18 protein-coding genes are annotated in these 21,494 nt (G+C 36.5%); 2 read left to right on the top strand and 16 right to left on the bottom strand.

Annotation, left to right across the window (positions count from 1 at the left end):
- Position 1: 1 nt before the first annotated feature.
- From pcaD to ACM55I_RS09445, 16 genes are all read right to left on the bottom strand, one after another.
- Positions 2-781, bottom strand: a complete 780-nt coding sequence (gene pcaD / locus ACM55I_RS09520; RefSeq protein WP_416846541.1) for a 3-oxoadipate enol-lactonase — start codon at positions 779-781, stop codon at positions 2-4.
- Positions 782-796: 15 nt separating this feature from the next.
- Complete coding sequence (gene benD / locus ACM55I_RS09515) at positions 797-1,585, bottom strand: benzoate diol dehydrogenase BenD (RefSeq protein WP_416846540.1); 789 nt, start codon at positions 1,583-1,585, stop codon at positions 797-799.
- Between the two features lie 17 nt (positions 1,586-1,602).
- Positions 1,603-2,622 (bottom strand): benzoate 1,2-dioxygenase electron transfer component BenC, encoded by a 1,020-nt coding sequence (gene benC, locus ACM55I_RS09510; protein WP_416846538.1) that lies wholly within the window; start codon positions 2,620-2,622, stop codon positions 1,603-1,605.
- Between the two features lie 10 nt (positions 2,623-2,632).
- Positions 2,633-3,118 carry a benzoate 1,2-dioxygenase small subunit gene (gene benB / locus ACM55I_RS09505; protein WP_416846537.1) on the bottom strand — a complete coding sequence of 162 codons (486 nt, stop codon included), beginning with the start codon at positions 3,116-3,118 and terminating at the stop codon, positions 2,633-2,635.
- A gap of 1 nt (position 3,119) precedes the next feature.
- A complete protein-coding gene (locus tag ACM55I_RS09500) occupies positions 3,120-4,469 on the bottom strand; it encodes an SRPBCC family protein (protein ID WP_416846536.1) in 1,350 nt (449 codons plus the stop codon).
- 163 nt (positions 4,470-4,632) lie between these two features.
- A complete protein-coding gene (gene catA / locus ACM55I_RS09495; protein ID WP_416846535.1) occupies positions 4,633-5,559 on the bottom strand; it encodes a catechol 1,2-dioxygenase in 927 nt (308 codons plus the stop codon).
- Between the two features lie 51 nt (positions 5,560-5,610).
- On the bottom strand, positions 5,611-5,901 hold the full coding sequence (gene catC, locus ACM55I_RS09490; RefSeq protein WP_416846534.1) for a muconolactone Delta-isomerase: 291 nt from the start codon (positions 5,899-5,901) through the stop codon (positions 5,611-5,613).
- Between the two features lie 11 nt (positions 5,902-5,912).
- Positions 5,913-7,034, bottom strand: a complete 1,122-nt coding sequence (locus ACM55I_RS09485; RefSeq protein WP_416846533.1) for a muconate/chloromuconate family cycloisomerase — start codon at positions 7,032-7,034, stop codon at positions 5,913-5,915.
- A gap of 354 nt (positions 7,035-7,388) precedes the next feature.
- A complete protein-coding gene (locus ACM55I_RS09480; protein WP_416846532.1) occupies positions 7,389-8,267 on the bottom strand; it encodes an AraC family transcriptional regulator in 879 nt (292 codons plus the stop codon).
- A gap of 116 nt (positions 8,268-8,383) precedes the next feature.
- Entirely contained in the window at positions 8,384-9,769 is a 1,386-nt protein-coding gene (locus ACM55I_RS09475) for an MFS transporter (RefSeq protein WP_416846531.1), read from the bottom strand.
- A gap of 60 nt (positions 9,770-9,829) precedes the next feature.
- Complete coding sequence (locus tag ACM55I_RS09470; protein WP_416846529.1) at positions 9,830-11,140, bottom strand: DcaP family trimeric outer membrane transporter; 1,311 nt, start codon at positions 11,138-11,140, stop codon at positions 9,830-9,832.
- Between the two features lie 63 nt (positions 11,141-11,203).
- Complete coding sequence (locus tag ACM55I_RS09465) at positions 11,204-12,568, bottom strand: MFS transporter (RefSeq protein WP_416846528.1); 1,365 nt, start codon at positions 12,566-12,568, stop codon at positions 11,204-11,206.
- 730 nt (positions 12,569-13,298) lie between these two features.
- Positions 13,299-14,729: a TolC family protein gene (locus ACM55I_RS09460; protein WP_416846527.1), complete on the bottom strand. Its 1,431-nt coding sequence runs from the start codon at positions 14,727-14,729 to the stop codon at positions 13,299-13,301.
- Positions 14,722-17,892: an efflux RND transporter permease subunit gene (locus tag ACM55I_RS09455; protein ID WP_416846526.1), complete on the bottom strand. Its 3,171-nt coding sequence runs from the start codon at positions 17,890-17,892 to the stop codon at positions 14,722-14,724. The genes ACM55I_RS09460 and ACM55I_RS09455 overlap by 8 nt, the downstream gene beginning before the upstream one ends.
- Positions 17,893-17,914: 22 nt before the next feature.
- Positions 17,915-18,997, bottom strand: a complete 1,083-nt coding sequence (locus tag ACM55I_RS09450; protein ID WP_416846525.1) for an efflux RND transporter periplasmic adaptor subunit — start codon at positions 18,995-18,997, stop codon at positions 17,915-17,917.
- Between the two features lie 175 nt (positions 18,998-19,172).
- Entirely contained in the window at positions 19,173-19,568 is a 396-nt protein-coding gene (locus ACM55I_RS09445; protein ID WP_416846524.1) for a hypothetical protein, read from the bottom strand.
- 430 nt (positions 19,569-19,998) lie between these two features.
- Between ACM55I_RS09445 and ACM55I_RS09440 the strand changes: the two genes are divergently transcribed.
- Both ACM55I_RS09440 and ACM55I_RS09435 read left to right on the top strand, forming a co-directional pair.
- Positions 19,999-20,298 (top strand): ArsR/SmtB family transcription factor, encoded by a 300-nt coding sequence (locus ACM55I_RS09440; protein ID WP_039109737.1) that lies wholly within the window; start codon positions 19,999-20,001, stop codon positions 20,296-20,298.
- A 6-nt stretch (positions 20,299-20,304) separates the two neighbouring features.
- Positions 20,305-21,411, top strand: a complete 1,107-nt coding sequence (locus ACM55I_RS09435; RefSeq protein ID WP_416846522.1) for an NADH:flavin oxidoreductase — start codon at positions 20,305-20,307, stop codon at positions 21,409-21,411.
- Positions 21,412-21,494: the final 83 nt, after the last annotated feature.

The following is a 21,494-nucleotide window of genomic DNA, read 5'->3' as shown; positions in this document are numbered from 1 at the left end:
TTTAATTTTTAATAAATTCAATAAGTAGTTTTGTAAAATCATCGGCTTTTTCAATATTTGAAATATGAGCCGCTTTTAAAGCCGCCAAAATCGAATTTGGAATTTTTTCCATTAGAAAATCACTATCCTTTATGGTTGTTACCAAATCCTCTGTACCGGAAATAATTAAAGTTGGCACCGAAATTTTGGAAACTTCAACTGTAAAATCAGCATCCCTAACGGCGGCACAACAAGAAATATATCCTGCTACCGGTGTTTGTACAAATGTTGCTAAAACCGCATCAACCTCCGCTTTATTTTTGGTAACAAATTCTGTGGTAAACCAGCGTTCTTGCGTTCCTGAAACGATACTGTCCAAACCATTTTTTTGAACCGTTTCAATTCGGGTATTCCAGCCTTCCTTGTTTCCAATTTTTACGGCAGTATTACAAAGTATCAGTTTGTTCAACCGTTCCGGCGCATGAATTCCCAACCATTGTCCGGTCAATCCGCCAATAGACAATCCGCAAAAATTTACTTTTTCAATTTTTAAATGATCCAATAAATCCAAGACATCATTCCCTAGTATTTCAATGGAATATTCCCCTTCGGAAGCTTCGCTTTTTCCATGACCGCGAGTATCATACCGCAGGATATTAAATTCTGCACCAAGTAATTCTACTTGTTTGTCCCACATTGTCAAATCAGTTCCTAATGAATTAGAAAAAACAATAGTTAGCTCCTTTTTGAAATCATCTAACACATAATTCAATGCTGTATGCTGTATTTTTATTTTTGACATTATTTTATTCTTTTATTAACCTAAATCACCACCGGCAACCGGAATGGTAACTCCTGTGATATAGGAAGCTTCATCGGATGCCAGAAAAAGTATGGCTGAAGTTTGTTCTTCAATGGTTCCGTAGCGTTTCATTAAACTCGATTCGGTGGTTTGATCCGCCACTTCTTGTCTCCATATTTTCTCCTGTTCGGAATCAAGAGTTTCATTACGGGGAATCAAACGTTCAGGTGCTTCGGTTCCACCTGGTGCAACCGCATTCACCCGAATATTTTTTTTAGCATATTCAAAGGCCATAGCGGCTGTGAGGGCATTGACACCTCCTTTTGCAGCAGCATAAGGAACACGATTAATTCCTCTGGTTGCAACCGAAGAAACATTCACGATTACCCCTCCTTTTTGATCCAACATCACCGGAATAACTGCACGACAGCCCCATAAAGTTGGGAAAAGCGAACGACGGATTTCTTTTTCTATTTGATCTTCTTCATAGGTTGCAAAAGGTTTCATCCAAATGGTTCCACCCACGTTGTTAATCAAGATGTCTATTCTTCCAAACTTTGCAACAGCTTGCTCTACTACCGACTGAAAGCCTGAAAATTGTTCCAAATCAGCAACAACAGGGAGTGCTTTATTCTTTTGCTCTTCACTTAATTGTGATGCGATCTCATTTACTATTGGAGAACGGTCGACCAGTATAACTGAACCACCTTCGGCTAAAAGTTGAAGCGCAACTGTTTTTCCTATTCCTTGAGCGGCACCGGTAACAAGGGCCACTTTTCCTGAAAATCTATTGGGGTGAAGCATTTTTAGTATTTAAAAAATTATAATTGTACATTTTCCTGACCCGTTGGAACAAATTTTTCCATGTAAAAATTAACATGTTGAATTGCCTCTTTGTCAAGCGTAGTTTTTACCGCTTCTACCATCGCATTTGGTCCACAGATATAAATATCATAGGCTTTATCGCCCAGAAGCTCTTTGTTAATCCATTGCGTAACGAATCCTTTATTATGACCTTCTGCTTGTTCGTCAGAAGTACAAGTATGTATTTTTAATGGCATAATTTCACTAAACGCTCTCAAACGTTCCAATTCCACTACATTCTCTCCTGTCGTAGCTCCGTAAAACAAATGAATCGGAGTCGTATTCTTTTCTGCTTTTAGCTTTTCAAGCATCGCCATAAAAGGGGCAATCCCAGTACCTCCTGCAATAAAGATTAAATCACGTTGTGCCTCTCTCAGGTAAAAACTTCCCAAAGGAGTTACAATATTCAGTTCACCTCCTACAGTCGCCTCCTCTTTTAGATACGTACTCATCAATCCTCCAGGCACTAATTTGATTAAAAACTCCGCTTCTGAAGTATCCGGTTGTGAACTATACGAATACGATCTGGTTTGTGAAGTTCCCGGAACCTCAATATTTACATATTGCCCCGGAAGAAATTGAAAAGAACTCCCGTCAGCAGCACGCAATTTTAATTGGTAGATTTCAGAAGACAATCGGTTTAATTCCTTGATTTCGGTAGCGACAGCCGTAGATTTAACTTTACAGGCAGCAGAACTCGCTAAAATATCAACCACAAGGTCTGATTTTGGTCTCACTTGACAAGCAAGCGCAAAACCTGTCGCTGCTTCTTCATCTGATAAGGCCTCTTCGATATAGTCTCCCGTATCGAAATTCCCTGATCTCATTTTACATTTACAAGTACCACAAGCGCCATCAGCGCAGTCTAACGGAATGTTTATCCCAACACGATATGCAGTTTCTGCCACTGTTTCATTGGGTAAACTATCTATAAATCGGGTTACTCCGTCCTCAAAGTTTAATGCTATTTTTGCCATTACTTTTGTATTAAATATGATAAATGTCAAGAATCTGACGAATGTAATCGTTCTTCAGTATGACTTTTTTATTAGTGATTAAAAATGAATCTTCCACTTTTTTCAAAGTGTAGAAGGAAACGCCAAAAAATTGATCCAATTTATTGTATCGAAAGCTTAATGTATTCCAGTTAAAACGTATTTTAATTTCATCATTATTTTCTTCCAGAATTTCAATATTTGAAATCATGTGACCTGTTCTGGTATCTGGTAAAGTAGCACTGGAACGTTCAGTTCTGATTCTAAAAATACGGTCTTCCAGACCATAACGATTCGGGTAATAAATCAGTGAAACTTCCGTTTCGTGATTGGTCGTTAATTTATCCTCATCATCCCAACATGGCATCCAAAATTCTACTTTTTCATCGTATAACTGAAGCCATTCATCCCATTGTTTGTCATCTAAATATCTCGCTTCCTGATAAACAAATGCTTGTATTTTATCGTAATTCGTCATCTTACAAATTGTTTTCTAGGTTAATCAATTCCTCGCTATCCACGGCTTTTTTCATCACGTCTGCCCAATACTGGTGTTGCATCAGAAATAAACCTTCGTCTTCACTTCGATTTCCGCTTAATTTTGGATTTATTCCCATGGCGGTAGCATGTTCGTCCGGACCATAAACCCAGTGCTCAGCACCACGGCTAACGTCGTTCCAAGGCATTCCTTTTGACAAATAACTTTCCTGACACGATCTGAATTCTTCCAAATCATCAGGGGTTCCCATTCCGGTCACATTGAAGAAATCTTCATATTGACGAAGACGCAACGCACGATCTGCCGCAGGTTCGTTTTTGGGTGCAAAACAATAAATAGTCACTTCTGTTTTATCTACAGCAATAGGGCGAAGTACACGAATTTGAGTCGAGAACTGATCCATCAAATACACATTTGGATAAACAGCCAGATTACGTGTCTCGTTGACAATGAAATTCGTTTTTTCCTCGCCAAGTGTCGTATTCAATCGATCTAATTGACTGTAAAGAGGGCGCACTTCCGGATTCAGCATTTTGGTCCAAAGCAGCATGTGACCGTTTTCAAAACCATAAACACCACCAACACTTTTTGACCATCCGTTAGGATCTACCGCTTGTACACCATCTTCTTTACGGTTCCCCATGGTGGCCACATAGTTCCAGTGCACAGAGCTTACATGATATCCATCGGCTCCATTTTCCATTTGCAATTTCCAGTTGGCGTCATAGGTATAGGTAGAAGATCCTTTTACTACTTCTAAACCAAATTCAGACTGGTCTACCATTTGATCTATAATCTTTACGGTATCACCAAGATATTCTTCCAACGAAGAAGAATCTGAATTTAAGCTGCCAAATAAAAAGCCCTTATACGATTCAAATCGTGCTATTTTTTTCAAATCATGAGAACCTTCTGTATTAAACTGCTCTGGATATCCTGCTCCTTTTCCGTCTTTTACTTTTAATAATTTCCCTGAATTATTAAAAGTCCAACCGTGAAACGGACATGTATAGGTTGATTTATTTCCTTTTTTATACCTACAAAGCTGCGCTCCTCTGTGACTGCACGCATTAATAAAAGCATTCAATTCACCGTCTTTGTTGCGAGCGATAAAGATGGATTGTCTGCCAATGTAGGTGGTGAAATAATCATTCAATTCTGTTATTTGACTTTCATGTGCCAAATAAATCCAATTCTTTTCGAAAATATATTTCATTTCCAATTCGAACAACTCCGGATTGGTAAAAGATTCTCTGTTATGACGATACAAACCATTTGCAACATCGTGTTGAAGTAGGCTTTCTACATATTCTTTATTTAATTTTTCCATTAGTGTTGTTGTTTAGTAGTCATAACCACCCAATCCAGAGGAATTTTGGGGTAAAAACCCCATGAGAATAGCTACAAAAATCAATTCGATTTGTTCTTTCTCACGGGGATTTCACAAGTCCAAAAAAGATTCGGAAAATGCCAATAGACCGTTCTTTTATATATTATGCTATAGATTCAGCTCTCAATCGCTCAACTTCTGCATCATGAATTCCTTCCACTTCTTTGTGTAAAGTGAAGTCGAAATCGATTGAGGAAAAAGGGGTGTCTAATCCTTTTTCTTTGATTTTTTCCGCATCAGTAATTACGACAAGATCCGGAATCAAACCTTCACGTGTTGCGAAAGCAAAATCATCCCATAAGTAGGGGTCATTAGCAAAGTTAATTTGTGTAGTTAACTTTCGGCAGCCTGGTGCTGAAACAAAGAAATGAACGTGAGACGGACGATTTCCGTGACGACCAACGGCATGCAAAAGCGTTTCTGTTGATCCACCTGGAGGAACTCCGTATCCAGAAGGAAGGATGCTGCGGAATTGATAGTTTCCATTTTCATCCGTTTCTATCGTTCTGCGTAAATTGAAATCACTTTGCGATTGGTCAAAATAAGAATAGTTCCCTTTTAAATTAGCATGCCAAACTTCTACTATTGCATTTGGAACTGGATTGTTATTATCATCTAAAACTTTCCCCTGCATAAAGAAAATCTCCCCTTGTTCTATTTCAGTTCCATCGTCAAGACGTGCAAAACATTTTGATTTTGGCGCACCTGCAACATAAAGTGGTCCTTCAATAGTTCTTGGCGTTCCACCAATCATTCCTGCTTTTTCTTCTTCTTCATCCATGCGTAAGTCTAAGAAATGTTCTAATCCTAAACCTGCAGCGATTAAACCATATTCTTCATTTTTACCCGCTTGTGTCAAGAAATTTACTGCCGTCCAAACTTCATCCGGTTGGATATCTAAATCTTCGATAGTGTAAAACAAATCGCGAAGGATTCTGTTTACAATTGCTTTTGCTCTTTCGCTTCCAGCTTCTATTTTTTCAGTACTTTCAATTTTTTGAAGTAATCCGTCTATTTGTGCTATAGTCATGATATTGATTTTTTAAATTTATTATAGTTTTTTTTGATTATTTTAAAATGGTTATAATTCTCCTTCTTTAATCGAAGAATAATGTTTGCATAATGATTTTACTTCGATTTCCATAAAAGGAAAAAGGGGTAAATTGCTCAAGATGTCATGGAGTTCAGCCGGACTTTCAACATTGAAAATACTGATGTTCGAATACTTCCCGACGATTCTCCAAATGTCTACCCATTTTCCGCTGCGTTGCAAATCTTGGGACATTGCTTTTTCTTTTGTTTTTAATTCGTTTACAAAATTCACATCTAAGTCATGTGGAATTTTTACGGTCATTTCTACGTGGAATAACATAGTTCTAATTTTTATTTGCGTTTATATTGGTTGAGTTTTTCTAAATCTAATTCCAAGCCTAAACCTGGACCTTGTGGGATTTTCATAGAAGCATTCGAAAATGCTATTTTGGTTTTTACAATATCATCCGTTAACAATAATGGTCCGAAAAGTTCCGTTCCCCAAGACATTGTTTTTAACGTACTAAAAGCATGCGCCGAAGCCACAGAACCAATTGTTCCTTCCAATAAGGTTCCTCCGTACAAACTGATATCGGCCGCTTCTGCAATTGCAGCCACTTTTAAAACATTATGCAATCCACCTGATTTTCCGATTTTTAAAGCAAAAACATCTCCTCCTCTTATTTTGGCCAATTTGTAAGCATCTGTACTATCGTTCAACGCTTCGTCTGCCATAATCGGTACGGTAAACATTTTACTCAAACGAGCCAAACCTTCAAAATTTTCTTTAACTATAGGCTGTTCAATTAAATCAATTCCTGCTTCTTGAAGTTTAGCAATGCTTATTTTTGCAGTGCTTTCGTCCCAAGCCTGATTCACATCCACAGTTACTTTTGCTCGGTCTCCCAAAGCTTTTTTGATAGCGGCAACGTGAGCGATTGAAATTTCCGGCGCTTGCCAACCTATTTTTAATTTGAAAGTAGTATGTCTTCCAATAGCCAAAAGATGTTCGGCTTCCTCAATATCCTGTTGTGTATTTCCGCTGGCCAAAGTCCATAAAACAGGTAAAGTTTCAGTAATTGCCCCTCCTAATAACGTAGCGATAGAAACACCCAATCGTTTTCCATGCGCATCTAGAAGTGCTGTTTCAATTCCGGATTTTGCAATTCGGTTCCCTTTAATGTTTTTTTCAATCCAAAACATGGCTTTGTGAATATTGGTCGCATCCTGCCCCACTAATAAAGGAGCAAAATAAGTATCAATATTGAGTTTCATACTCTCCGGAGATTCCTCTCCATAACTCAATCCACCAATTGTTGTCGCTTCTCCAATTCCTTCAATTCCATCACTGCTGAACATACGAATGATAACCATCGTTTGTTTTTTCATTACGGTCATCGAGAGATGATGCGGACGAATTGTTGGCAAATCAACCAGAATGGCTTCAATTTTTTCAATAATAGGATTATTCATTTCTTAGTATCTAAATTTACTTGATTTCGACAGGAGTAAGTACTCACTCACAAATAATTGAGTGCTCACTTACTGTTTGCTTATCACAAATTTATAGCTAAAAGCAGGGTCTAAAATTGGATTAATTTGCTATTAATGAGACAAATCAAACAAATAGACAAAAAACATAACCATTTGTTTATAATACCTTTAAATAAAAAAATAGATAGAAAAATACTTAATTTCCTTTTAAAAGCAGGACAAACAATACTTTCTGTGGTAAAATTGGAAATAAGAGAGTGACAAACGCCTAATTTATAGGATTGACGCCTATCGTATTTTTATAATTGGAGTGGTAAAAGACGAGTGGAGTGATTACTTACGTCCTAATTGACTTCTGAATTCTTTGGGAGTCAGCCCGGTTTTTTTCTTAAACAAACGCGTAAAATAAGCGGGATCTTCGATATCTAATTCATACGAGATTTCGGCAATCGACATATCAAAATTGCGCAGGTAAATTTTAGCTTCGTCAATAAAAAAATTAATCACAACATCTTTTGGCGATAAGCCGGAAACATCTTTACAAATTCGGTTGAGATGTCCGCTTGAAATAGCTAAGCGAGCCGCATAGTCTTCAACGCTTATTTTAAAAGATTTTTGTTCCTTAATTAATTGAATAAAACGCCTGTAATACATTTTATTCTTATTATCAGAAAGAGGAACAGCAGTAGAAGTTACAAATATCCGATACAAACGCAACAACATCATTCCCACTAGGTACTGTAAAGCATGCTGTTTACCCGGCAGTTCAGAAAAATATTCATCGATACATTTACGAATCGTTGTTAAAGCATCATTGATTAATTTATCATCTTCGGATAATTTTGAAATGTGTATTTCGTCTATCTTATTGATGATATCAGTATCAAGCTTCAACATATTCTCTAAGGATTTGTCATAAAGCGAGATTACCCATCCTTTAGTATCCGGATTCATGCGCAGACCATGACTGATATTTTTTGGAATAGAAAAAAAAGAGACACTATCCACAACTTGACTTTCGCCATTAATTATCAATTCAAGGTATCCGCTTTCAACGACAAAAATTTGAAAAAGATCACTATGTGCATGAGGTTTAATATACCATTCGTGGCGTTTACCGGTCATTTCCATTGGAGTAACATGAATAATATCCCTAACCATATCGATAGAGTTATCACCATAAATCCCCTTAAAAAATAATTTACTTCTCATGTATTATTTTAGCTCAAAAACTATTTTGAAACCTATCAAAGATACTACAAATACAACTATATCGTTTAAGTGCTATTTAACATTTTTTAGATAAAAGAAAAAAACTTGGTGGTGTTTTAAGACCGATTGGTAGTATTCAATTTTGAAAGTCGGTATAAAAAAAGTGCCACAAAAACCAAATAAATAATGGCCATACTCATCGCAATAGTATATCCATCTAGACCTTGTTTTAAACTAAAAAAAAACACGCTCCCTATAATACTGATTCCAAAAGCAGATGAAAATTGTTGCACGGTTGAGTATACACCTCCCGCCAATGCGGCATAATCTGTTGGGATTTTTTTAAGCGCATAATTCAAAATCGACGGTAAAAGTGTCCCTTGTCCCAACCCGTACAATAAAAGAAACCAAGGAATGTACTTCACATTCACCGGATCTCCAAGAGTAAAAATCTGTAAAACCAAAGAAATAATCATTAGACAACAGCCTATAATCAATAATTTGATTCCATATTTATGCAATAATTTTAAAGCAATAAATGATGACATCAAAAAACCAATACCATTAAAAGTAAAATACTGGCTGGCAACATAAGGATCCAGATGTAATGTGTTTTGGAATTGAACCGCACATATTAATAAATAAGAATTGTGTGCTCCGAAAAAAAACAACGCTACCAGTAAAACCAAATTGAAACTTTTTATTTTAAAAAGATTCGTGTTCATCAAAGGACTGCTTTGCTGTTGGGTTTTTCGTTTTTGGTTCTTCCAGAATACATATAATAGAATCCCAGATAAAAATAGTAAAAGCAATACTAAAACAGAAAGTCCTTCCTCCGGCACTAAAGTGAGTCCATAGATTAAGCTTCCCAAAGCAATGGTTAATAGTAGTACACCAAACAGGTCAAATTTACCTTCTCTATGCAGACTCGTTTCCTGCAAAAAGAAAAATGAAAGTACAACAGTTACTAAACCAAAAGGAACATTTATCAAAAATATCAATCGCCAACTTTCTTCAATATAATGATGTGCCACAAAATAGCCTCCTAAAAATTGTCCTAAAATAGAAGCAATACCCAACGTAATTCCGAAAAAGCCAAAGGCCAAATTTCGTTCTTTGGCTTCTCGAAAAGTAATTTGTATTATAGTCAAGGTTTGAGGAATCATAAAGGCCGCTGCCACACCCTGAAAAAATCTAAAAAGTATCAATTGGAAAATGGTTCCCGCGTAACCACATAAAGCCGATGTAATTGTGAACGAAAGCATCCCAATAATGAATATTTTCTTTCGACCAAAAAAATCTCCGGCTCTTCCTCCGGTGACTAAAAAGACACAATATCCCAACAGATAAGAACTAATCACTAATTCTGTATTACTGTCTGATGTCAAATACTGCTGTTTGATTTCCGGCAAAGCCATATTGACGATATACACATCGATTACCGAAAGTAATGGGGCTACAAGTACAATAAGTAATGCTAGCCATTTATTGGTTTCTTTCATATTCACAAAAAAACGTTGGATGCAATTCTTTTGAATTACACCCAACGCATTAAAAAAAAATTAAAATTTTAGCACTGTGGCAAATACAACTCTCCAGGTTCCTATCAAATTCAGATTACTTACTGCTCTGCCACTGTTATCCGCATTCCCCCATTCGGCAGCCGAATATTCTGCTTCCAAACCAAATTTCAGATTTTTAATCGGCACTTCAATTCGTGGTGCCAATCGATAAATATAGTTAATAGTTCTGGTCGTTGTATTTCCTGAAGCCGCTATACCTCCTACCATATTTGAAAATCCATAAGCTACCGCTTTTCCAGAAATTGGATTAGTAGCACCAGCATTTTGGCTAAAGCCAGCAAAGAACCCAGGAATTATTTTTTTAGTTTTTCCGGTTAAATCAATCCAAAAAGATTGTGTCGCCATTGTCGAATACGTTTCTAAACCCGGACCTGAAGTGGGTGTATATCCTACATATCCTCCAAGCATAATGAAAGAAGTGGCGTTTTCGCCATACATTGCTTCTGCTTTTATAGTCATGGGTTTCGTTTCAAAACGGCCATATGCCATAACGGAAACACTGTTTAGTCTTTCATTAGAAAAATCATTGGTCAATCCAGAACCTGTTTTAGGGCGAATTTGCTCAAAATGACCCGCCAAACCTACAAGAACATCTTTGTTTTTATAATTTACCTGAACGTGTCCGGAAGGAATTGAACTGTTTCTGTACGGAGCCGTATTCGAAGTAAAATCCCTTTGTGAAACAGCTGCAATCATAAGATTAAAATGCGCATCTAACTTTTGGGTAAACCGAATCTGAGGATTTCTGTTGTAAGGCATATAAGGCGCACCTCCACTAAAATTTACTACTCCGGGAAACATTTCCAGAATGGTTAGCGGATGCCAAAATTGACCTATTCCCAACTGGCTTTTTTTCCAGTCTAATGTAATATAGGCATGTCTCAAACGAAATTCATTGATTCCTCCTTCTGCATTACCAAAAAAATCACCTTCAAGGAATCCGGCAGTTTTTGCACCCAAAACATCGGGTGCGTTTACTTTAACTCCAGCTCTGGATAATACATTCAGCATTTGAAACTTGGAAGCAGAGTTTCTATCTTTCCCATTGGCATCAAAGTCAACATCTTTTCCCCAAAGTACCACTGCCGCTTCTCTTACATCAACAGTCTGACGGGAATCAAACACCGCATCATGCCGAATAAAACCAGAAAACTTAACATCAAAAATCGGTTCTTTTTTCTCTGGTTTGATAGCAATAACACTATCCTTTTTCTTAATGGTTTCCTGAGCATTAAGTAGCACTGCCGTAAATAACAAGCTAGTTACTGCAACTATTTCTTTAAACTTCATCTCTTTATTTTTTGTGTTCTATCAATCCTTAATTGTTTAGGATTAATTTCTGATTTTAATTGTCTATTCTTCAGCAACAATAGTATTTAGTGCAGCCATTTCCTGTTGCTGTACCAGTGCTTTTCTCTCCTGGCTGTGCTTTACATTAATAAAACAAACTGCCAAAGCGCCTATAGCCCCCGGAATAGCAAATGCCACAAAATTGAATTGGAAAGGCAATTCTAAACCCATTAAAGCCCCACCTAAAATAGGCCCAAGTATAGCACCCAATCTACCTATTCCAGATGCCCAACCAATACCGGATGATCTAATGTTTATAGGATAAAACTGCGCAACATAGGTGTAACACAATATTTGTGTACCAATAGTAGTTGCCCCCGCAATAGCGATTAAAATATACAATACCATCGTTGAACTTTTGAAACCAAGTAAACTCAAAGAAATAGCAGCAACGGCAAAAAATGAAATCAGCACTGTTTTTAAATTAAATCTGTCGCCAAGCCAGCCTCCGCCAATAGCTCCAGCCATGGCACCAATATTTAAGACCAATAAAAAAGTAAGACTGGAACCTAATTCGTAACCTGCTTTAGTCATTAATTTTGGCAGCCAGGAATTCAATCCATAAACCATCAAAAGACAAGTAAAAAAAGCAACCCAGAACATAATTGTACTAACAGTTCTGTTATGTTGAAATAGTTGGTTGACACTCGCTCCTGCAGCTTTCGCTTCTCCAGAATCTAAAACATCGCCTTGTTTAGGAACGTAAGTTGGCTCAATGAGGGAAAGTATTTTTTTAGCCTCATCGGTTCTATTTTGCTTCGCTAAAAACCCAACAGAATCCGGTAAAAATTTAATAATCAAAGGCAATAAAAGTATGGGCACTAATCCAACATAAAATACGGATTGCCATCCAAAATTTGGAATCAAAAATATTCCCAATCCGGCAGAAAGCATCCCTCCTACAGAATAGCCGCTAAACATCAATGTTACTAAAGTACTTCTGACTTTTTTTGGAGCATACTCCGTCATTAAAGCCACTGTATTTGGCATTACCCCACCAATTCCAAGTCCAGCAAGGAAACGCAATATTCCAAATTGTAAAGGTGTTTCTGCAAATCCATTGATAAAAGTGAATCCGCTGAATAAGAAAATACAAATAATGATTGCTTTTTTTCGTCCAATACGATCCGAAAGTGTTCCAAATATCAGTGCTCCAAACATCATCCCAAAGAGTGCGTAACTCCCCAATGTGCCCGCTTCTAATGGAGTTAAATGCCATTTATCCATCAATAAAGGCAAAACTACCCCATAAATAACCAAGTCGTAACCATCAAAAATGATGATTAGTGCGCACCAGAATATCACCGTCCAATGAAATCGGTTCAATTTTGCATTGTCTATCAAATCATGAATATCTATTTTTTGCATAATTTTTTGTTTTTTAGTTAAAAATTTAATGGTTATTGGTTAATAGGTATTTCAGGCTGTTATATGGTTGAGCCCGTTTATAACAAATTTTTCCATATAAAAATTTGTATGTTTAATAGGACTTATACCAAGGTTTATTTTGGTTCATTCCCTATATGTGATGCGTCATTTACAGATGCTGTTTCTCATTTTAAGCACAATCTAATTGGTATTCATCAAGAATTTAGTGATCACTCGCTATGTCTATTATGCAATACATTTACATTATCATTGACTTATTACTTGTAAAAATCAATTAAAATTATATAAAACATAATTATTGACTAATTTTTGCATTGATATACAAATATTGAAATTATTCAAGATGAAAAATTGTTCTTTTAAATCAAAAACAGGACAAATCAAATGTTTAATAGAAATTGAAGATGAAAAAAGAATATTTAAATCCTTTTTTTACCAATAACGAAAAGGTAGAATGTAAAAAATAGTAATTTGTAAATCAGACTTATAAGTATAATCTAAACCAGTTTTCCATGCTTATGGCAGCAAAAAGGAATACCAGCAAGTGGAGTATTTATGCATCTTTAATGCAAAGATTGTAGCGCAAGATGCAGTATTAAAGTTGGAATAATATTTAAAGACTAACATGCATCGCTATCTTAGGATGTGACAGGACCCCAATAAAAAAGCCAGTCAAAAATTGACTGGCTCTTTAAATTTGAAATATTTCTTATTTCCAACCTCCTCCTAAATCCCTGTAAACATGGACTACGGCATTAAGTTGTTCTTTTTTGGTTTCAATCAATTCGAGGTTGGATTCCAATGCATCACGTTGCGTCATCAGAACTTCAAAATAGTCAACTCTGGCAGACTTAAACAAGTCATTAGAAACATCTATCGAGCGGTTCAATGCAGCCACTTGTTGTGATTTCAAGTCATAGCTTTTTCCAATATTACTGATTTTAGAAAGCTGATTAGAAACTTCGAAATAGGCATTTAGAATGGTACGTTCATAGTTATACAAAGCCTGAAGTTGTCGTGCATTGGCAGAACTATACTCGGCTTTGATTGCATTTCTGTTGATCAGTGGCCCAGCAATATCTCCGGCCAGCGAATAAAGCACCGACTCTGGAATTCTAAACAAGTAGGATGGCTTAAATGCCTGTAATCCTAACACTGCAGAAATATCTAATGAAGGATAAAACTCGGCTCTAGCCACTTTTACATCCAGCTTTGCAGCAGTCAGTTCTAATTCGGCTTGTTTGATATCTGGACGATTCGACAATAATTGCGAAGGAATTCCGGAATTTACAGCAGAAGGTACTAAACTTAAAAAATTACTTTTATCCCTCGCTATTTCCTGCGGATAACGCCCGAGCAAAAAGTTAATTTTATTCTCCGTTTCTTTTATATTTTGAAGAATCTCAAACTCCATACTTTTGGAGGCCATTACCTCTGCCTGAAACTTTTGAACGGCAAGCTCTGTTGCTCTAGCAGCTTCTTTCTGAATTTTTACAATTTCTAAAGCATTGTACTGCAATGCGATGTTCTGTCTTACAATATCCAATTGGCTATCTAAAGCCAACAATTCATAATAAGAATCGGCAATCTCAGCAATAAGGTTCGTAATCACGAAATTTTTACCCTCAACAGTCGATAAATATCGGCTCACTGCAGCTTTCTTAGAATTGCGCAGTTTTTTCCAAATATCAACTTCCCAGTGGGCATAAGCTGCCAGTTTGTAATCTTGTAATACTTCTGGAACTATATTACCTGGTGTAATCTCTGCAGATGCATCCCCAGCTCCTTGACTGGTATACTTTCCTACTCTTTCAACTCCTGCTCCTGCCCCTAAACCAACTGATGGTAAGAGCAATCCTTTTTTTACACGGATATCATTCTTTGCAATCTCAATTTCCTGCAAAGTAATCATCAATTCCTGATTGTTTTTTAAGGCAGAATCGATCAAATTTACCAGATTCTGATCCTTAAAATAGGTACGCCAAGGAGTCGCTGAAATATTAGTTGTATCCGTACTTTTATCAAATGATTCAGGAACAGGTTTACTTGCTGTCAACGGTGCTAGAACCGGAGTACAACTCACCACCGCCAGGCAAATACCTAGCGGGATAATATATTTATGTAACTTGATTTTATGCATGATTATTATCAATTTCTTCGGTTAATGGATTGTTATTTTGTTTTTTTACCATCTTGATTTTTGCGGCAATACTTCCAAAGATATAATACAATCCCGGAATGAGCAATACTCCAATAACAGTTCCTAAAAGCATTCCCCCAAGCGCAGCAGAACCAATGGTTCTATTACCAATTTTACCTGGACCACTTGCAAATACCAATGGAACTAATCCCGCAATAAAAGCAAATGAAGTCATCAAAATAGGACGAAATCTTACTTTGGCGCCTTCCATGGCGGCTTCTAAAATGGTGGCTCCAGCTTCGTGTTTTTGAACAGCAAACTCGACAATCAAAACCGCATTTTTACCCAGTAAACCAATAAGCATAACAAAGGCAACCTGAGCATAAATGTTGTTTTCTAAACCGCATATTGAAAGCAATAGAAACGATCCAAAAATACCCGCCGGAAGTGATAAAATCACGGCAAAAGGCAACACAAAACTCTCGTATTGAGCGGCTAAAACCAAATAAACAAAAAGCAAACAGATTAAAAAGATGTAAATCGCCTCGTTACCACGACCTACCTCATCTTTAGAAATACCTGCCCAGTCTATACCAAATCCTCTTGGCAAAGTTTTTTCAGCAACTTCTTGAATCGCTTTAATAGATTCTCCACTACTAAATCCTGCTGCCGATTGTCCACTAATTTCGGAGGCATTGTACATATTATGCCTTGTGATTTCAGACAATCCATATACTTTTTCCATTTTCATAAAAGCCGAAAACGGCACCATTTCGTCACGATCGTTTTTAACATACAATTTCATTATATCTTCTGGCAAAGCTCTGTATTCTGGCGATGTTTGAACGATTACCTTGTATTGTCGGTCGTATTTGATAAAACTAATTTCATAATTACTACCTACCAATGTCGAAAGTGTATTCATTGCATTATCAATCGAAACTCCTTTTTGCTGGGCAATATCATTGTCGATTTTCATCATATACTGCGGAAAACTGGCACTATAAAAACTAAATACTGATGATAATTCTGGTCGTTTATTCAATTCTTTTACAAAATCGTTATTTACGGTTTCCATTTTTTTATAATCACCAGAACCAGCTTTGTCCAGCAAACGCAATTCAAATCCACCTGCAGCACCATAACCGGGTACGGCTGGTGGTTGGAAAAACTCAATTGTAGCTCCTGTAATATCTTTGGATTTTTCCTCGAGTTCTTTCATAATCTCATTTGCCGAATGCTCCCGATCTTCCCAACTTTTTAGGTTAACCAAACAAGTTCCAGAATTAGAACCTGTTCCTTCTGTCAAGATTTCAAATCCAGCCAAAGCCGATACCGATTGCACCCCTTCGATTTTTTCTGCAATTTTTTGCAATTTTAAAGCCACATCATTGGTTCTTTCTAATGAGGAGCCCGGAGGTGTTTGTATAATCGCATAGAACATTCCTTGGTCTTCATTTGGAATAAATCCAGTTGGGAGACTGTTGTTCAAGAAAAAGATTCCCACACAAAAAGTGATAAAGGCAATAAAAGTAATAGACCTTTTGTTGACTATTTTCCCAAGTACTCCTTGGTATTTTCCTGTAAGTTGGTTGAATTTGTTATTAAAACCGTCCAAGAAATTGTTCAAAGGCGTTTTCTTTCTAGGTACACCGTGAGCGTTTTTAAGCATCATCGCACAAAGTGCAGGTGTAAGTGTCAGTGCCACAACACCAGACAAAATAATACCTGTTGCCATTGTGATAGAAAACTGACGGTAAAAAATACCTACTGGACCAGACATAAAAGCAACTGGAATAAACACCGCTGCCATCAAAAACGTAATAGCTATAATGGCACCACTAATTTCGTTCATTGCTTTTTTGGTAGCCTTGAGTGGACCTATATGATCTTCTTCCATCTTCGCGTGTACTGCCTCGATGACCACAATAGCATCATCGACAACGACACCAATAGCCAAAACAAGGGCGAATAACGTAACCAAATTGATTGTGATTCCAAAAAATTGCATGAAGGCAAATGTTCCAATAAGCGAAACAGGTACTGCAATGGCAGGAATAATTGTAGAGCGCCAATCTCCTAAAAATAAGAAAACTACCAATCCTACCAGAATAAAGGCTTCCACCAAGGTATGAATTACTTTTTCGATAGAAGCATCCAGAAATTTAGAAGCGTCATAACTTATTTCATAATCAACACCTTTAGGAAATGATGATTTCTTGATTTCGGCTAATTTTGCTTTTACGTCTTTAATAACCTGACTTGCATTACTTCCGTAAGATTGTTTTATGGTAATTGCCGCCGATGGACTTCCATTCAGGTTCGAATAAATATCGTACATCGAACTTCCAAATTCTATATTGGCAACATCTTTCAGACGAAGTATTTCTCCGTTTGGATTCGATTTCAGAATAATGTTTCCGTACTGTTCCTGAGTAGTAAAACGTCCTGAATATTTCAACACATATTCAAAAGCTTGTGAGCGTTTTCCAGAACTTTCTCCCGTTTTTCCTGGCGATGCTTCTAAACTTTGTTCTTCTAAAGCCTTCATGACCTCATCAGCAGAAATTTTGTAAGCCAGCATTCTGTCTGGTTTCAACCAAACTCGCATTGCATAATCTCTATTTCCTACAATATCAGCATTACCAACGCCATCGACTCTTTTAAGTTCCGAAAGAATGTTGATATCCGCAAAGTTGTATAAAAACTTTTGATCCATCTTTGGATCTTTGCTGTACAAGTTAACGTACATTAAATTATTCGATTCTTCTCTAGTAATTTTCACCCCTTCTCGAACTACAAGCGGTGGCAGTTTATTTACAACAGATGCAACTCTATTCTGAATGTTTATAGAGGCTTGATTAGGATCAGTTCCTAAATTAAATACTACTTGTATAGATGCCTCTCCATCATTACCTGCATCCGATGCAATATATTTCATCCCAGGAACACCATTGATGGCTCTTTCTAAAGGAATAACAACCGATTTAATCAATAACTCATTATTTGCTCCAGGATATTCTGCTGTTACATTTACTTTTGGGGGCGAAATAGAAGGCAATTGGGTAACAGGCAAATGGGTCATTGCCAAAATACCAAGCAAGACAATCATCAGCGATATTACTATCGACAGTACGGGTCTTTCTATAAATTTATTAAACATTTTTTATGATTTAAGATTACGTCTATTCTGCTTTTAATTTCAAATGATTCAGCACTTCTTCTGGTTTCTCAAAATCGTATTTGATTTTGTCATCATCCTTCACTTTCTGAACGCCTTCAAGTAGTATCTTGTCAGTTGCTGCAAGACCACTTTTCACTACATATAAATCGGGTATTTCACCAGTAATGATAATTTCTCTTGATCTCACAACGTTGTTTTTATCCACCACAAAAACGTATTTTTTATCTTGAATTTCGTAAGTTGTTTTTTGAGGAATTACCAAAGCATTGTTAACAGGAACGGTCATCAAAACTTTACCGGTTTCTCCGTTTTTCAATAATTTATCAGGATTTGGGAAGCTGGATCTAAAAGCAACATTACCAGTTTCACTATCAAACTCGCTTTCTATAAGTTCTACTTTTCCTTTATATTTCAAAAGTTTTCCGTTTGCCAAAAGCAAGCTTACATGACTATCACCACGGCCTTTTATATTGTCTTGATATTCTAAATATTCGGGTTCAGAAACGTTGAAATAAGCAAACATCTTGCTATTGTCAGAAAGGCTAGTCAATAATTCTCCTTCTTCAACTAAACTTCCTATTTTTTTTGGGAGTCTATCGATAATTCCTGCAAATGGTGCCCTGATTTCGGTAAATGATAAATGGAGCTTTGCCATGGCTACTTCGGCTCTCGCTTGTGCGAGCTTGGCTTGTGCAATAGCTTGTTCATTTTTGGAAATTACATTTTTGTCGGCAAGTGTTTTGGCATTTAAAAGTTCTATTTCAGCACTTTTTGCTTCGGCTTGTGCTTTTAGCAATTCAGCCTCATACATTTTGGGCATAATTCGGAACAATAGTTGACCCGCTTTTACAGCTTGCCCTTCGTCAACATAAATGTTTTGCAAAAACCCTTTTTCTTGTGTTCGGATTTCAATATTTCGTACAGATTTTATCTGCGAAACATACTCTTTGGTAAACGAAGTGTCGATTACGGCAGGATTGGTTACCGTGAATTTAACTGTTTCTTCTTTTTCTTCTTTTTTAGTTGTACAGCTTATTAAGCACAACAGGGCTATAAAGCCAGTAAAAAGGGCATTTTTCTTCATGGTTTTAAATAAAATTGGTGCGATTTAACGCAGTGGATTCGGAAATTTATTTGGATGGAAAAAAGCATCACTTGTCAGGGCGAGACCTAAACTGTCGTGCAAAAGGAAATTTGGTTACTATACATCCACATTTAGGTATTCATAAACATACCTTTTGTAACCGATGTATGGTATATCAAATTATTAAAACGCTGTTTATGATATAAATAGCCGATGAATTGCCGCAAAAAGGCATGAAGATTTTAAAACGCTTGAAGTAATAATTTGAAATAGACAATTGAGAAACTGGCAAATACCAGCTATCAAGCAAACTGTCTTTTTCAGTAAAAAATTTATTAGCAACTCCGTCTTTAATATCATTACCGCTGGAGTATTCCTCATCTAAATCTAAATCAGTATACTCAATTATGATACTACCTAGATTTTTATTTGTAAGTTTTGCTTGCTGGTTTTTTACAAGATTCGGAGTTGAAAAATGGCTGATGTGGCTATGATTTGTATCTGCATGAAGATAACTCCCTCCGCCTAGCAGATGGATACACAGATATACAAAAAATACTACTACTCTCATTTAGGAGCCAAAAGTAATAAAAGAATTGAAAAAATTGAAAGGAAAAGAAGAAATTGTGTTGGATTTAACAAGTAAAAGTAACGAAAACGTTTTCATTAATTAATCTAAAATAAATTTTTCTGAAATAAATAATTGAGTACAAAACAGTTAATAAATTTAAACCTATTAAACTTTTCTGAACATTAAATTACTTTTCTGAATTTTTAAAATACTTTGTAAATCAATGTTTAAAAATGGGCTAGCCTATTTAAATCTTACCTAAAATGGTTTAAAAATACCTAAATGAAGCTCCAAAACGATGATTTTCAAGGTAGTTTTTTCTAGACTAAACGATTAGCTGGCGAAAATTTTCATTGGTGCTAACTCTTAAAAATATCCTAAATAAACTTCTTTAAATAGATATATCGGGAAAAGTCGATATATTTGCACCATGGATCACATAGAAATATTTAAAGCATTATCAAACAAATCCAGATTACAAATGCTGGAATGGCTAAAAGAACCTGAAATAAATTTTCCAGAACAACTGGCTGCAGGTTTTGAGCATGGTGTATGTGTAGGACAAATTCAGGCCAAAGCAGGACTAACCCAATCAACGGTTTCAGAATATTTAGCAATACTACAACGTGCCGGGTTCATCGAATCAACTCGTGTTGGGCAATGGACGTATTACAAGCGCAACGAAAAAGCATTCACAGCACTCAGTAAAATAATCGAATCTAATCTATAAATAATTATGAATACAAATAGTTTGTTTACGCCCTTCAATTTGAAGACGTTAAATCTTAAAAATAGAATTGTGATGGCGCCTATGACGCGCTCTTTTTCTCCAAATGGAGTACCTACAGATGAAGTAGCAGCTTACTATCAAAAAAGAGCTGAAGGCGAAGTAGGTTTGATATTATCTGAAGGAACCGTTATCAATAGACCTTCTTCATCAAACGACGCAAATGTACCTCACTTTTATGGTGATAAATCTTTGGCAGGATGGAAACAAGTAATTGATAGCGTGCATTCAGTAGGTGGACAGATGGGACCGCAGATATGGCATATGGGAATTATGGACAACCACAATTCCGGTTGGGTTCCTCCAGTCCCTTTTGAAGGTCCATCAGGATTAAACAGACCCGGGTTTAGCAACGGGACTACGATGACAACAAATGATATCGAAAATACCATTTTGGCTTTTGGAAAAGCTGCGGCTGATGCCAAAAGATTAGGTTTTGATTGTATAGAAATACACGGTGCCCACGATTATCTGATCGATCAATTTTTCTGGGATGCAACAAATCAACGCACCGATAATTATGGTGGAAAAACTTTAGCAGAACGTACTCGTTTTGCTGTAGAAGTGATTAAAGAAATTAGGAAACAAGTAGGCGAAGATTTTGCTGTAATTATGAGACTTTCTCAGTTCAAACCATCAGATTACACTTATAAACTGGCAAAAACACCTCAAGAAATGGAAGCTTGGCTTAGTCCTTTGATTGATGCAGGTGTCGATATTTTACATTGTTCACAACGTCGTTTTTGGGAACCTGAATTTGAAGACAATGATCTTAACTTTGCAGGATGGGCTAAGAAACTAACAGGCAAACCAACTATTACTGTAGGTTCTGTTGGGCTTTCTGGAGATTTCTTTGGCGCTTTTGCAGGCGAAAGTTCACAACCTACCTCTTTAGATGAATTAACAAGGCGTTTGGACAGAGGAGATTTTGACCTCGTAGCCGTTGGAAGACCTCTTTTATCAGATCCGAATTGGGTTGCCAAAATAAAAGCAGGAAAAAATGAACAACTAAAAGGCTTTAGCAAAGAAGCTTTGGGTGAATTAGTATTGGAATAACATTTGAAAATACAAATCAGTTTATAAAAAAGTTATCTTATAATAGTCAAACCAAAAAGAGAGAAATTCCTAAAATTTCTCTC

It is taken from the genome of Flavobacterium algoris (genome assembly GCF_048158525.1).
Lineage (GTDB): Bacteria > Bacteroidota > Bacteroidia > Flavobacteriales > Flavobacteriaceae > Flavobacterium > Flavobacterium algoris.
Note: the sequence above shows the minus strand (reverse complement) of the source record. Positions and strands in the feature narration are given on the sequence as shown.